17 protein-coding genes are annotated in these 14,685 nt (G+C 37.1%); 12 read left to right on the top strand and 5 right to left on the bottom strand.

Annotated elements, in window-relative coordinates:
• Positions 1-8: 8 nt before the first annotated feature.
• Positions 9-392: a DUF1257 domain-containing protein gene (locus A5482_RS12040; RefSeq protein ID WP_069792082.1), complete on the bottom strand. Its 384-nt coding sequence runs from the start codon at positions 390-392 to the stop codon at positions 9-11.
• Positions 393-451: 59 nt separating this feature from the next.
• A complete protein-coding gene (locus A5482_RS12035; protein ID WP_069792127.1) occupies positions 452-655 on the bottom strand; it encodes a DUF2997 domain-containing protein in 204 nt (67 codons plus the stop codon).
• A 182-nt stretch (positions 656-837) separates the two neighbouring features.
• On the opposite strand from A5482_RS12035, the gene A5482_RS12030 reads away from it, so the two are divergent.
• From A5482_RS12030 to A5482_RS12005, 6 genes are all read left to right on the top strand, one after another.
• Positions 838-2,058, top strand: a complete 1,221-nt coding sequence (locus A5482_RS12030) for a GAF domain-containing sensor histidine kinase (RefSeq protein WP_069792083.1) — start codon at positions 838-840, stop codon at positions 2,056-2,058.
• A 100-nt stretch (positions 2,059-2,158) separates the two neighbouring features.
• The gene (locus A5482_RS12025) at positions 2,159-2,821 is read left to right on the top strand and encodes a TIGR00266 family protein (protein ID WP_069792084.1); all 663 of its coding nucleotides are present in this window, start codon (positions 2,159-2,161) and stop codon (positions 2,819-2,821) included.
• A 25-nt stretch (positions 2,822-2,846) separates the two neighbouring features.
• Positions 2,847-3,524: a TIGR00266 family protein gene (locus A5482_RS12020; protein ID WP_069792085.1), complete on the top strand. Its 678-nt coding sequence runs from the start codon at positions 2,847-2,849 to the stop codon at positions 3,522-3,524.
• A gap of 187 nt (positions 3,525-3,711) precedes the next feature.
• Positions 3,712-4,416 (top strand): TIGR00266 family protein, encoded by a 705-nt coding sequence (locus tag A5482_RS12015; RefSeq protein ID WP_069792086.1) that lies wholly within the window; start codon positions 3,712-3,714, stop codon positions 4,414-4,416.
• 13 nt (positions 4,417-4,429) lie between these two features.
• On the top strand, positions 4,430-5,242 hold the full coding sequence (locus A5482_RS12010) for a M48 family metallopeptidase (protein WP_083260509.1): 813 nt from the start codon (positions 4,430-4,432) through the stop codon (positions 5,240-5,242).
• 138 nt (positions 5,243-5,380) lie between these two features.
• Complete coding sequence (locus tag A5482_RS12005; RefSeq protein ID WP_069792087.1) at positions 5,381-6,844, top strand: M16 family metallopeptidase; 1,464 nt, start codon at positions 5,381-5,383, stop codon at positions 6,842-6,844.
• Between the two features lie 6 nt (positions 6,845-6,850).
• Here the strand turns inward: A5482_RS12005 and A5482_RS12000 are convergent, their stop codons facing one another.
• Positions 6,851-7,834, bottom strand: coding sequence for a GntR family transcriptional regulator (locus tag A5482_RS12000; protein ID WP_069792088.1), 984 nt, complete (start codon positions 7,832-7,834; stop codon positions 6,851-6,853).
• Positions 7,835-7,953: 119 nt separating this feature from the next.
• A complete protein-coding gene (locus A5482_RS11995; RefSeq protein ID WP_069792089.1) occupies positions 7,954-8,382 on the bottom strand; it encodes a CAAD domain-containing protein in 429 nt (142 codons plus the stop codon).
• Positions 8,383-8,758: 376 nt separating this feature from the next.
• Between A5482_RS11995 and lepB the strand changes: the two genes are divergently transcribed.
• From lepB to A5482_RS11970, 5 genes are all read left to right on the top strand, one after another.
• Positions 8,759-9,316: a signal peptidase I gene (gene lepB / locus A5482_RS11990; RefSeq protein ID WP_069792090.1), complete on the top strand. Its 558-nt coding sequence runs from the start codon at positions 8,759-8,761 to the stop codon at positions 9,314-9,316.
• A 52-nt stretch (positions 9,317-9,368) separates the two neighbouring features.
• Entirely contained in the window at positions 9,369-9,641 is a 273-nt protein-coding gene (locus A5482_RS11985) for a BrnT family toxin (protein ID WP_069792129.1), read from the top strand.
• A 4-nt stretch (positions 9,642-9,645) separates the two neighbouring features.
• Positions 9,646-9,837, top strand: a complete 192-nt coding sequence (locus tag A5482_RS11980) for a hypothetical protein (protein ID WP_069792091.1) — start codon at positions 9,646-9,648, stop codon at positions 9,835-9,837.
• 135 nt (positions 9,838-9,972) lie between these two features.
• A complete protein-coding gene (locus A5482_RS11975; protein WP_069792092.1) occupies positions 9,973-10,899 on the top strand; it encodes a metal ABC transporter solute-binding protein, Zn/Mn family in 927 nt (308 codons plus the stop codon).
• 77 nt (positions 10,900-10,976) lie between these two features.
• A complete protein-coding gene (locus A5482_RS11970; RefSeq protein WP_069792093.1) occupies positions 10,977-12,371 on the top strand; it encodes a helix-hairpin-helix domain-containing protein in 1,395 nt (464 codons plus the stop codon).
• A 173-nt stretch (positions 12,372-12,544) separates the two neighbouring features.
• On the opposite strand, the gene A5482_RS11965 is transcribed toward A5482_RS11970, so the two are convergent.
• Positions 12,545-12,820 carry a hypothetical protein gene (locus A5482_RS11965; protein ID WP_242412034.1) on the bottom strand — a complete coding sequence of 92 codons (276 nt, stop codon included), beginning with the start codon at positions 12,818-12,820 and terminating at the stop codon, positions 12,545-12,547.
• A 168-nt stretch (positions 12,821-12,988) separates the two neighbouring features.
• Here A5482_RS11965 and A5482_RS11960 point away from each other — a divergent pair, with 168 nt between their 5' ends.
• Positions 12,989-14,533, top strand: a complete 1,545-nt coding sequence (locus A5482_RS11960; RefSeq protein WP_069792094.1) for a TonB family protein — start codon at positions 12,989-12,991, stop codon at positions 14,531-14,533.
• Positions 14,534-14,685: the final 152 nt, after the last annotated feature.

Below are 14,685 nucleotides of genomic sequence, written 5' to 3'. Positions count from 1 at the left end.
ATTAAAAATTAACTCCAACGCTGTACCACCAGACGAATAGAGCCATCCTCATTTTTTTGTTGCTCAGTCACTGCAAAACCTTGTTGTGCAGACTCACTTAAAACAGTCTGTAAAGCATAATTTTGAGTCACACGCTGTAAAAAACCATCAACAGTCCAAGGCTGTTGCCAGTATTGTAAATCAGCTACCAACTCATAATGTTGACCATTCCAGCTAAAACCAATATCATAATTGTTTTCCTGTTCAATGACGAGATCAGCTTGGCTAGTTTGCCCCTGATAACCACGAACGGGTGAAGGGCCTTCTTTCCAGTCAATGTTGAGATCTTTGAGAGCAGATTTAAGGGAAGTTAGATTGCGGATTTGCGTTTTGATACTACTAAAGTGTGACATAAATTTATCCTGATACAGTAAATTAAAGATTTGGAAAAATGAGATTTATATATAAAAGTTTACCAATTTTGATTCTGAATTTGATTCTCAGTCTCTAAGTTTTGATTGTAATAGTCCGATGTTTTTTGATTAGAAACCACCACTCCCAACTGTTCCTCAATCGCCCTAGTAACTTCCTCACAAGACTTTCCGACGATTCCAGTAACCTTCTCCTTTACCCTACCATCAGGATAAATAATAAATTCTAAAGTTTCCATGGCCATAGACATCTATCCTCGCTATATTCAAAAAATTCTCAGAAACTCTGCTACAACTACAAACTACAAGTTCCCTCATTAACCATCATAATCAAATTAAAGATTGTTGCGTTATGCAAAATTAATGGGAATCTGGGAAAAATAAAATTAAGATTAACAGAAGACAATCATGGAAATATGGTGACATCATGAAAATCCCCCCCAAGCCCGACAACGAAAAAGAGCGCCTCAATGCCCTCCTCGCTTACGACATCTTGGATACAGAATTTGAAACAGTCTATGATGAATTAACCCAATTAGCATCCTCTATCTGCGAAACTCCCATCGCCCTCATCAGTCTTATCGACGAAAAAAGACAATGGTTTAAATCAAGAGTTGGATTAGATGCCAGAGAAACCAATCGAGACATCGCCTTTTGCAGTCATGCCATTTTACAAAAAGACCATGTTTTAGTGGTGGAGGATGCCACCAAAGATGAAAGGTTTGCGGATAATCCTTTAGTATTAAAAGATCCCTCCATTCGCTTCTATGCAGGAGCGCCCCTTATTACCCCCAATGGGTTTGCTTTAGGTACCTTATGCGCCATTGATACCAAACCCAAAACCTTAACTCCCGCACAGGAAAAAGCATTGCAAATTTTGGCAAAACAAGTCATTAGCCAATTAGAACTTCGATTATCCTTCAACAAATTACAAAATTACGCCACAGAATTAAGAAAAATTAATGCTGGAAAAGATCGCTTCTTTTCCATTATCGCCCATGACTTAAAATCCCCTTTTAATGCCATGTTGGGATTTGCTGATATTTTAACTAATGATGTAGATGATTTACCTCCAGAGCAAATTAAAGAAATTAGTTCTGATATTTACAATACAGGAAAAGCCACCCTGAAATTATTAGACAATCTCTTACAATGGTCCATGTTAGAAACAGGAAATCTATCTTGGCGCCCAAAAAGGCTATATCTTTACGGGGTGGTAGAAGATGTCTTAAATTTACTATATGGGCCAGCTTCTCTAAAAAAAATTACCTTAGTCAATGACATCAACTCAGAGATGAATGTTTATGGTGATTTAATCATGTTGGAGTCGGTACTTCAAAATATTGTTAATAACGCCATCAAATTTAGTCATACGGGAGATAAAATTACTATTTCCTGTACCCAAGAAGACAATCACCTAGTGCGCGTTACAGTAACGGACACAGGGGTAGGCATGACTCAAGAGCAAATCAACCGCTTATTCGACATGGAATATAGTGCTAGTAAATTAGGCACCGATGGGGAGAGGGGAACAGGATTAGGATTATTATTGTGTAAAGAGTTTGTCCATAGAAATGGTGGTTCTTTGAAAGTCACCTCTGAGCTAAATCAAGGCTCACAATTTAGTTTTACTATCCCTCAAATTTAACATGTTCTTTTGTATTATAAAAAGTTTTGTAATGTAGTATGTTTTCCTTTTCAAAAATAAATTAGCTTTATTACTAAAGTTAGAAAAGAGAGATAATTTTGTGGAGTGTAGTATTCGTTATCGTCCTGCCTTTGCAACTATTTTTGTGACGTTGCAACCGAGGGAAAAAATTACCGCCGAAGCAGGGGCAATGATTAGTATGGATGCAGGAATAACTATGAAAACTGAATTTTCAGGGGGATTTTTTCCTGCGTTGATGCGTAAGTTTTTTGGGGGAGAATCTTTATTTGTCAATGTTTTTCAGAATAACACCAGTATGCCTCAAACGGTAATTCTTTCCCAGTCGATGATTGGGGATATTGAACATAAAAAATTAAGCTCAAAACCTTTTTGTTTACAACCAGGTGCTTACATTGCCCATACCCCAGGGGCAAAAATGGGGGTGCGCTGGGCTGGTTTTTCCAGTTGGTTTGCGGGGGAAGGTTTATTCAAGTTGCAGTTTACTGGCAAGGGGCAGGTTTTATTTGGTTGTTATGGCGGTTTGACTCAAAGGGAGGTGAACGGTGATTTTGTAGTAGATAACAGTCATCTGGTTGCCTATGAGGGGGATGTAAAAATGAATATTGCTTTATCCGGTAATTTAATTTCTTCTATGACTTCTGGGGAGGGTTTTGTTAATAAAATTACGGGTAGGGGGACCATTTATCTTCAGTCTCGTAGTATTTCTGGTTTTGTGGGCTTTTTACGTCCTAAAGTTCGTTAATTTTTTTCTGATAATCCATTTTTTTATGAATATTGAAGTATTACAACAGCCCGACAGTGCGATCGCCAAGATAACCCTAGATGCCCAAGAAGAATTACTCGCCGAAGCAGGAAGCATGATTGCCATGAGTGATTTTATCAACGTCAGCACCACCCTCCGACAGGGTAAAGGGGGAGGTATTTTGGGGGGTTTAAAGAGAATGATGGCAGGGGAATCCCTATTTCTGAGCGTCTTTCGTTGCTACCAACCCAACGGAGAACTTTATCTTGCACCCCATCTCATGGGTGACATAGTCGTTTATGAAATGACAGGTAATGAGTTAGTGGTGCAGTCTGGCTCATATTTAGCCTGTGGCTCAGGGGTTGACATTGATTTGGGTTTTCAGGGGCTAAAGTCATTTTTCTCAGGAGAAGCACTGTTTTGGCTCAGTGTTAGCGGATATGGGCCTGTTATCCTCACCTCCTTTGGCGGAGTGTATGAAATAGATGTGGATGGTGAATATGTCGTAGATACGGGGCATATTGTCGCCTTTGAGAAAAGTTTGGATTTCAAAATTACCAAAGCTAGTTCTAGTTTACTAGGTTCATTTTTGGGAGGGGAAGGTTTAGTTTGTCGCTTTTATGGCAAAGGAAAATTGTATTGTCAAACCCATAGCCCCCTGACTTTAGGGAAAATTATTGGCACTCAGTTGCCACCACGATAAACAACGAAGTAATGATTTATGGATAGGTTGGCGAAATTTATGATGGTTTTATTGTACGAAGAGTCTTCTTATAAACCAGAAAGAAGGCAAGGGGAGATAAGGGCTAGGAGGGGCAAGGGGCTTAAGCCCCTTGTTATTCCTTAAGAATAAATAGATCACCAAAAAACTAAAAAAATAGAATAAAACGATGTTAAATAAATCAGCAATAAATTATCGTATTGAGCATAATCCAGCTTACGCTTTTTTAATCCTCAAATTACAAGCAAATCAGATGGTAATGGTAGAAGCAGGGGCTATGGCGGCCATGGATTCTTCCATTAAAATGAAGTCAAAAATGAAAGGAGGACTCGGTAAAAGTTTTAGTCGAATGTTGGGGGGAGAATCTTTATTTTTAAGTGAATTTACTGCTCAAAATCAATCAGGAGAATTGTATTTATCTCCTGGGGTGCCGGGGGATATTGGTCATTATTTATTAACAGGAAATAATAGCTTAGTGATACAATCATCGGATTTTGTGGCCTGTGCTTCTACGGTGGAAATTGATTCTCAGTTTCAAGGCTTTAAGGGTTTTTTTAGTGGGGAATCTTTGTTTTTGTTAAAGGCAACAGGGCAGGGTGATGTCTGGTTTAGTTCCTATGGTGCTATTTTGGAGGTGGATGTAAAAGGTAGTTATGTGGTAGATACAGGTTACATTGTGGCTTTTGAAGATACCCTTAACTATAATGTGGAGGTTATGGGGGGTTTATCTTTTCGTAATTTACGCACGGGTATATTAGGGGGTGAGGGTTTGGTATGTCGTTTTAGCGGCAATGGTAAATTGTGGATTCAGTCTCGTTGTCTTTATCCTTTGATGAATTTTCTTAATCCTTTCCGTCCTACAAAAAGCGATTAATTAATAAAAAAATATGCCTTATTCTTCTCCTATAAGCGATCGCACTTCGGAACCTAAAGCAAGACAAATCATTATTTTATTAATCATTTTTGGGAGTATTATTACTTTCTTTTTGTATGGTTTATTTTCTCTTGCTAATAATCTAGTTAATTTTATTCCTATCTCTGTAGAATCCAAAATAGGGTCTTTAGTAGTTCCTAGTTTTGAGAAAAAAAGTAAGTCAAATAACACCGAAAAACAACTAAATCAATTATTAGATAATATCGAACAAAAATTGTCTAATGATAGTCTTGAAAAAAGAGATTATCAAACTATTTATATTGCAGAAGATACAGTAAATGCGATCGCTCTTCCGGGAGATAAAATAGTAATTTATGAAGGACTACTAAAAGAAATAGAATCAGAAAATGAATTAGTAATGATTCTGAGCCATGAAATCGGACACTTTGCTAACCGAGATCATTTAAGAAGTATTGGTAATATTATTTTGATGAAAATGGTAATTAACTATTTTTTAGGAGGCTTTGAAATTTTGCAATCAGGGGCAGATTTAACTAACTTAGTAGTCAATGCCCAATATAGTCAAACTCAAGAAAAAAAAGCTGATATATTTGGGATAAATTTACTATACAAATATTATGGCCATGTCAATGGAGCAACAGATTTTTTTGAGCGTTTAGAGAAAGAAGAAAAAACACCAAAATTTACTCAATTTTTGTCTAGTCATCCTCTCCCTAGAAAAAGAGTTAAAAACTTAGAAAGATTAATAAAAGAAAATAATTATCCCTTAAAAGATAAAAAACTTCTGACTATTGATATTAGTTAAGGTGTGCTAAACAACTAGAAAAAACTATTAGTATATAAAAAAAATTAGACCATTCCTCATTCCCTATTCCCCATTCCCCACCTAAAATAGACACTATTAGCCATTGCTTGTAAGCAAACAAAACATAAAAATACTAATATGAATAAACTAAAAAAATTCTTTCAATGGTTAGCCATAGGACTTGTAGCGGTTACTCTGACGGTTATTAGTCGTAATGCAGCCATCGCTCAATCCGTCAGCCATTATACCGATTTAGAATACCCCACCCTTGCCGAAGTTGAACTACCAGAATACGATCGCCTTTCCTTGGATAACGGCATGGTAGTATATTTAATGGAAGATCATCGCCTTCCCCTTATTACAGGTAGTGCCATCTTGAGGACAGGGGATAAATTTGAGCCTAATGACAAAATAGGATTAGCCACCCTCACAGGGGATTTACTACGCACAGGGGGCACCACCAACCATAGTAGAAGCGAAATCGATACTATCCTCGAACAAAAAGCCGCCTCCATCGAGACATCCATCGGCACAAATTCGGGTAGCGCCAGTTTTAACACCCTTAGCTACGACTTAGAAGAAGTTTTCCCTTTATTTGCAGATATATTACGTAATCCTGCTTTTGAACAAAACTTTTTAGACTTTGAAAAAAATAATTTTAGAGGTGCTATTTCTCGCCGTAACGACAACCCCGGAAATGTAGTACAAAGGGAATTTAGAAAACTAATTTATGGTGATGATAGTCCTTTCGCCCGTACTATTGAATATAGTACATTGGAAAACATCTCACGGGAAGACATCGTTAGTTTTTATCGACAGCATATCCGCCCTGAAAATATTATCCTTGGTATTGTAGGAGATTTTGAACCCGAAAATATAAAAAACCTCCTCAACCAAACCCTCGGAGATTGGCAAGTTACTACTCCTGCACCTAATCAAGAGATTGCTACCCCTACCCAGTTAGCTTCTGCGGGATTATATTTAGTTGATCAACCCCAGTTAACCCAAAGTAATATTTTATTAGGACATATCGGCGGTAGATTAGATGACCCCAATTACCCCACTTTAACGGTTATTAACGGCGTTTTAAATGGTTTTGGGGGTAGATTACATAATGAGGTGCGATCGCGCCAAGGACTAGCTTATTCAGTGTATGGGGTATGGAGAGCAAATTATGATCATCCGGGACTGTTTTTAGCGGGAGGGCAAACCAACACCGAAAGCAGTGGGCAATTTATTCAAGCCCTAAGAGGAGAAATAGAAAAGTTGCGCACCGACGTTATTAGCCCAGAAGACTTAGAGTATGCCAAAAACTCTATTCTCAATTCCTTTGTCTTCCAATTCCAAAACCCTAATCAAATTCTTTCCCGTATTATGACCTATGAGTATTACGGCTATCCCCAAGATTTTATTTTTAACTACCAAAAAGCGGTTACTAATACTACCGCCCAACAGGTATTTAAATCTGCCCAAAACTACCTACAACCTGATAAATTTGTCACTTTAGTGGTGGGTAATGGCAATGAAGTTAGACAAACTTTAACCCCGTTAAATCAAGAAATTCAAACCGTTGATATTACTATTCCTCAACCTAGTAGTTAGATATTATCAAGCAATGCCTAATTCTTGTTTTAATAGTTGGATTGACTTTTCACCGATGTAGTTGTCACTACAAATTAGTTTGGGAGGGCGAATTAAGTCCTCCCGTAGAGCTAAAATCATTTTTTTGACAGCAACATAACTATGGTTATCGGAAATAATAGTATGGGCGCGACTGACTAAATTTTTGAGACGACGACTATCACTAGCTTGGGCGATAATAGCCTCAACTTCATTACCTCGTAAACTTTGTACCATCATTTCTGCTACTCGCAAAATACCCGTACTTAAACTAACTATTCCTAAACAGGAGTCTGGGGGTAGTTGTTTAATAATTTGTAATTCTTTGGCATAGTCACATATATCGATGGGAATAACTCGGATGGATTTTTGGGAAATAATGTCTAATACTTGAGAGACAAAATATCTACTGGTGACAACGGTGGCGGAGGTTTGTTTGAGAATAACTTTGCTTAATTCTTCGAGGGGAATTAGTTGAATGGGCATCATCAGCGCTTGTTGCAATTCTAAGACGATGAGTTTTCCTGCCCCAATGTCGGCGGAAGGCACGGTAACTAATACAAGGGCATTACAACTAAGTCGCCAGTCAATTTCTGTGGAAAATAGTTCTTTTATTTGATTGAGGTTTAATCCAGAAAGAATTAATTGATCTATATTCTGGCTAATAATCTTTTGAATTTCTGAGTATTTGGTGGGAAGGGTATTGTTTTTCTCGATGATACCTTCATTTCCTTGGGCTTTTACGTAAATACCTGAGCCGGTGAGGGATTCCACTAAACCTACTTTTTCTAGTTTTTGATAAACTTTGCTGATGGTGTTGCGATGTAATCCTGTGATTTGCCCTAGTTGACGGGTGCTAGGAAGTCGATGCCCGGGGGGATATTGCCTAGATGCGATCGCAAATTGGATTTGGTCAAATAGTTGTTGGGAGGGGGGAATTTCACTATCGGAGTGAATTTGAAAATAAACCATAATTGGTTCTTAGTTTTGGTGATGAATACCCAAAAATTGCCATAAAAAACGGGTTAGGCAAAAAAATAATTGATTAATATTTAACCATCATTATAATCGCTCTAACCCAATCTGGAAATCTATTTGCCACCCAAGATTTGTTTTTTCAAACCATTAAATTCGGCAAATAATTCTTCACGAGTAGAAGCCTTGAGTAAATAGCGGGTAGTAAACCATGCGGTATAACCCAAACCTACCAACTCGAGAATGGATGCTAGTAAAGGAATATTTCCAATGGCATCCAACACAGAAAGAGTGATATAAACTGTGATAGCTGCGGTAAGAATTAAGCCTACGGTGGTTAAAGGTTGTTTATACTCTCCAAAGAAGTTGCCTAATTGTTCAGGCACTTGAGATAGAAAGTCAACGGCTACATCAACCCATTCTTGCCAAGGTTGCTCTGCCCCGGAAGCTGGTTGACTCGCACTAATGATACCACCCATTTCGTTATCTACGTTATCTATCGTCTCTGCTGCTTTTGATTCGGTATCTTTATATTGAGATTCCATAATAATAATTCTCCCTGATTTTTATTTAAATGAAAAATGTTACAGTCAGAATAACCCAATTATTAAATTTACTGACTTTTGCTCATATTATCAAACACTTTTGCCAATTTTTGCTGAATTTCTTATGAATGATTAATGATTTTACCTTGTAAATGGGTCAAAACTCACAATCAATAAGGGATAATTAGTTTGTTGGGTGTTGAGTGTTTGTTTTTTTGTCAAAACTTTATTAATAATAAACTATTAGTTCATTTTTTATTTATTAGGTCAATTATTTATTCCCAATTTTTAACACTTTACTAGATTTGGCGGATTATTTTACTTTTTTTAGTTTCTTTGAAGTCAATCTTAATAACTGTTTACAAATCACATTTTTATGACTAAATCATCCTCTGAAACGGTATCCATCAAAAAACAACAAATTAAGGAAAACTCTCTTATTATTTTAGTAGGGTTAATCTTGGCGATCGCCATTAGAATATTTATAGCAGAACCCCGTTATATTCCCTCAGAATCAATGATACCAACTTTGGAGACGGGCGATCGTATCGTAGTCGAAAAAGTATCCTACAAATTTACCCCTCCCCATGCTCAAGACATCGTCGTATTTACCCCCCCACCCCAGCTACAAATCCTTGGATACGATTCTAGTCAAGCCTTTATCAAACGTATCATCGCCACCGCAGGAGACATAGTAGAAGTCAGAAATGGACAAGTATATGTCAATAATATTCCTCAAAAAGAAGACTACATCTTAGAAGCCCTTAACTATACCCTAAAGCCAATCACAGTACCAGAGAGAAGTTTGTTTGTCATGGGTGACAACCGCAACAACAGCAACGACTCTCACCTCTGGGGATTTTTACCCCAAGACTACGTTATCGGCAAAGCCATTTTCCGCTTTTACCCTTTTTCTAATATCGGCAAGATTTAAGAATAATTGATAATTGACAGTTAATAGATACGGTTAGTTGATTTAATTAATGATGATTTTTGAATGGAATGAGGACAAGGCGAGATCGAATTTATCCAAACATGGAATATCATTTGATGAAGCAAAAACAGTTTTCGATGATCCACTATACATTGATTTTTTTGATCCTGATCATTCCACACAAGAAAACCGTTACATCATAATAGGGGAATCTTTAACGGGAAAAATACTCTTAGTTTCTTATACTGAAAGAAAGAATAAAATAAGAATTATCAGTTGTCGAAAAGCAACTAAAAATGAAAAACTAGCTTATCAAGAGGGCTGAGACTATGAATGATGAACTAAGACAAGAATATAACTTGAGATCATTACAAATCAGAAAAGTTGGAGAAAAAAGAAAAGTTGGTGAAAATATAGTTAAGTTAGACTCTGATGTGGCAAAAGTTTTTTCTACTTCCGAGTCTGTGAATGAAGCATTAAGGTTTTTAATCAAAATCACCAAAGAAAATCAACTCACATAATCTAAGTACTTCAAAATCGTAAAATATCAACCCCAGAGGTCATTAATATGATGCCTCTTTTTTTTATCACATAGCAATTATGAAAAGATTATGATAAACTTTTAAAATATGATTATGAAAAGATTATGATAAAAAATGTTTAAAAAAATAGCCAAGATAAAAATAATTGCTCTAACCATTTTTACCATTACCGCCTGCGGTGCAACGGAAGTAACCAATAATCAAAACTCCTCCGATGATAGATTAAATGTAGTTACCACTACCACCATTATTGCCAACCTCACAGAAGAAATTGGTGGAGAAAAAATTAACCATACAGGTATATTACCACGAGGATCTGACCCCCATGTGTACGAACCTGTACCCCAAGATAATATCACCCTCGAAAATGCTGACTTAGTAATTTATAATGGCTATGATTTAGAACCAAATCTTATTAGACTAATTAATTCATCAGGGCTAAATGCTAAAACCCTAGCCGTGGGAGAATTAGTACCCCCCCTCGATTTTGAAGAAGAAGGTCAAATGGTGCCAGATCCCCATGTGTGGGGTAATGTAGAAAATGTAATTATCATGGTGGAAGGTATCCGAGATAAATTAGTTGAGTTAAAACCCGATGGGCAGGAAATTTTTAGTGAGAATGCGGAAACTTTAATCCAAGAATTACAAGAGTTACATATCTGGATACAAGAGCAAATTGACACAATTCCTCCTTCCCAAAGGCAATTGATTACTACCCATGATGCTTTTCAATATTATGGAGTAACTTACGGTTTGGAGATACCTGGCACTCTCATAGGCATTAGTACTGAGGAACAACCGAGCGCCCAAACGGTGCGTGATTTGGTGGAAACCATTAGAATAAAAGGGGTACGGGCTATTTTTGCAGAGACGACTATCAATCCTACACTTATTGAAACCGTTGCCCAAGAGGCTGGTATTGAGGTGGCACCTACTGAGCTTTATTCTGATTCCCTTGGAGCGGAGAATAGCCCCGCTAGTACTTATATTGGTATGATGAGAGCTAATACTGAAACTATTGTTAATGCTTTGAGTAATTAGGTTGTGGGAAGATGAGGTAATGGAGTGAGGCAAAATAAAGAAGCAAAATAAATTAAATTAATTATTAAATATGAACGATGGTAAAAATAGTTAAAAGGCGATCGCACGGTATCCAGAAAGTATATGATATAGGAGTAGGAAAAGATCATAATTTTTTACTCCAAAATGGCTTGGTAGCTTCTAATTGTTTTAATAAGTCTCACTCCACTGCCTACGCTTATGTGACTTATCAAACAGCATATTTAAAGGCAAATTATCCTGTCGAATATATGTCTGCTCTGATGAGTGCTAGTAGTGATAATCAGGAAAAAGTAGAAAAATATAGGGAAAATTGTTTAAAAATGGGGATAGATGTTTTATCTCCTAATATTAATTTCTCACAAAAAGAGTTTACTCCCCAAGGGGAAAAAATAATTTTTGGACTATCTGCCATTAAAAACTTGGGCGAAAATGCGATCGATAACATCCTCGAAGCAAGGGAAGAAGCAGGGGGAATATTTGAAGATATTGGTGACTTTATGGCTCGGATTAATCTTAAAACAGTCAACAAAAGAGCCTTAGAAACCTTAGTATATGCAGGGGCTTTTGATACTATTCATGACAATCGTAAGCAATTATTAGAAGGTTTAGAACTATTAATCAGTTGGTCCCAAAAAAGACATCAAGAAAAAGAAAGCGGACAGTTAAATATGCTTGATTTACTATCAGCTACCCCAGAAGATAACTCGAATCAAGTTGTTTATGCCAATGCTCCCCAACTACCTAAAATTGAAGATTTTACTCCCCAAGAAAAGTTAAAATCAGAGAAAGAATATCTAGGTTTTTATGTATCTGAACATCCTCTAAAACCCTTTGTGGATTCAGCGAAAATACTTGCCCCTATTAATATTAGTGATTTGGGTCAACAAAAATCAAGGACAAAAATCTGTGTGGTGGCAATGCTCACCATGATTAAGCCTCACATCGACAAAAATGGTAATACTATGGCATTTTTAACCGCTGAAGATATTTCAGGACAGGTAGATGCGATCGTTTTTGCTAGTACCTATAATGAAGTAAAAAATCAACTCAGGGAAGATACTCCTGTAATTATTTGGGGTAAAGCAGATAAGAATAAAAAAGATGATAAACCACAAATGATAGTAGATTATATAGAAGTAATTGAACAGGTCAAAATGGTATTAATTAGCCTGAATTTTAATCAAGCTGATGAACCTAAACTGCAAGGAAAATTAAAAAGTATTTTACAAGAACAATCAGGAGAAAAAAATAAAGCAAAAATACCCGTTTTTGCACTACTTCATGATTTACAAGAACGAATTTTTATCCGCTTGGGTAATAACTATTGGGTTCAAAATGCAGAAAACACAGTCAATGCCCTCAAAAATGCGGGATTTAATGCTTACACTCAATCTTTAAATAACAACTCAACCACCGAGCAAGTTATTAACACTGAACAAAATGTAATTTAACTACATCAGGATTTACGCAAACCAAAATAACTACTAGACTAAAACTCTGATGTATTAAGCCTTACAATAATATTAATACATTATGACTATTGCCTGAAAATCTGATGCTGATAAAATAAGTTTTATAGTCAATTAAGTATTCTGTTTACTAATTTTGATGATTATTGAAAAATTTAACAAGTTTTCAATAAGGGCAGTTCTGCTTGAGTTGCCATTTCTAATACTAAACGAAATTCTATTGCATTTACCTCCTGTAATTCCAACGACTCTAAAAAGATTCTTGCCATAGGTAGATCAAGGTTTTTGCGTAAACGGGCGATCGCCTTTACACTGTCAGAAGAATAAATTTTAAGAACCTCCTTGATCAACGTCTTTTCCCTAGACTTGACTTTTGTCCAGAACCAAAAACGTTCTATAATTAACCGCACCGTAATCAACGAAAAAGTCAACAGTGGTATTGTGACAACACCCCCCACCGTCAAAAAAATTGTCTAGTGACATTGACTTACTACTTCTGGTAAATAGTTGCGAATATTTATTAATTACACTAACATATCAACATAGCGAAATAATCTTTCAGATGCAACTCTTTTGCAAATAAAACTCAATCATTCATCATGACCTATTCCTCTGCGTGTTTAGAGCAAAGACAAAAAGAAGCAGAAAAAACAAAAAAATTACTTACCTTCGGAATCATAAGCTCCATCGCCGTTCATGGAGCCTTGTTATATGTCATTACCACTAGACCCAATTCCATAACCAAAGAAGAACAAAAACCCATCGAGCTAATTTTAGTTCAGGAAAAACCTCCAGAAACCACTCCCCAAGAACAACCCGAATCTCCCCCAGAACCTGTCACCCTTCCAACTCCTCAACAAAATCAGGTTCAAAATATCCCTACCAACTCTCCACCCCCTCCTAGTAATCCCACTGTTTCCGCTAATCTTACCCCCATTCGCCCTGTTCAACCTACCCCCACAGTAGTTGATCCTGTTCAGCCTGAAACCCCCGTTAACGAACAACCAGAAGTTAGCCAACCTCAGAGCAATCCTAGTGCCATTACTCCCGAACCCACCAGACCACAAATTAATACCCCCAATCGTCCCACCAGAAATCCAGAAAATAACAACACTATTCCCCAGGCTTTCGAATCAGAATCGAACAACAATAACAACACCTTGGCACGGAACAACTCTCCCAATGCAGTACAACCTTTAGAAAATGACAATTTCAACAACACATTTCGTAACCAATCACGTCAACCCTCCAGAGTTCAAAGTGAGGATGCCAATTCCAATCAAAGACCAACTTCCTTTGACAACGAGCAAGAAATATCTAGCGGTAGAATTGCTCGAAATAACAGCCGTACTCCTAGTTCTGTAAACAACAATCAATCTGAGGAAAATCGTTCCAACCTCAGAAATAACCTCAGTCGTAACAATAACCGCAGTAGCAATAACAACAACAATCCGCCCACCAACTCAGTTCCTGAAAATTTGACCGCTAGTAACCAATCTCGACCAGAACGTCCTCAATCCAACCGTAATACACCCCCTGCCAGTATCAGATGTATTAGTAATTGTCAACCCTCCTATCCCTCGACCCTAGACGGAGTAGAAGGTCAAGCCACCGTTAGGGTAAATATCAATGGTGACGGTGATGTTGTCGGAGCTAGTATTGTCAGTGGAAATAGTAATGGTCAGGTGAACAGACAAGCATTATTGGCAGCTCAAAAAATGAGATTTTCATCTCCTGGTAGTGATAACACATCAGTACAGGTTCGTATCAATTTTACCGTGGCAGGTTCAGACTTTGATCGCCTCGCCCGTCAGAAAAAAGAGGAACAGGAAAGACAAGCACGACTGGAAGAACAAAGAGAAAGGGAAGAACGTCAAGCCCAACTTGAACAAGAAAGATTGGAAAGACAGCAACAACTAGAAAGGGAACGGCAAGAAAGAGAAGCCCAACGTCAGGCAGAGCAAGAAAATCAACAGCAAGAACCTTTACAACAGAACAATTCTGAAAAGGAACGTCAGCAACGGGAAGCCGAAGCTCAGGCTGAAAAGGAACGTCAACAACGGGAAGCCGAAGCTCAGGCTGAAAAGGAACGTCAACAACAATTGCAACAGCAAGAGTCGACCGAAAGTGATGCTACTGAGTAAACTTGTTTATTTGATGAATTAATATACTTTTTTGAGGGTAATATCTATATTTTATTAGCAAGTAATAGTAACATTAAGTTAAAGGAAAAAATGTTTATTTTTTTTAGAATAAATTGCTTATAAAGCAAAGTATAAAATCATAATTTTTCTTA

The organism is Cyanobacterium sp. IPPAS B-1200 (assembly GCF_001747005.2).
In the GTDB taxonomy this organism is placed as follows: domain Bacteria; phylum Cyanobacteriota; class Cyanobacteriia; order Cyanobacteriales; family Cyanobacteriaceae; genus Cyanobacterium.
This window is presented reverse-complemented; position numbering and strand designations above follow the sequence as displayed.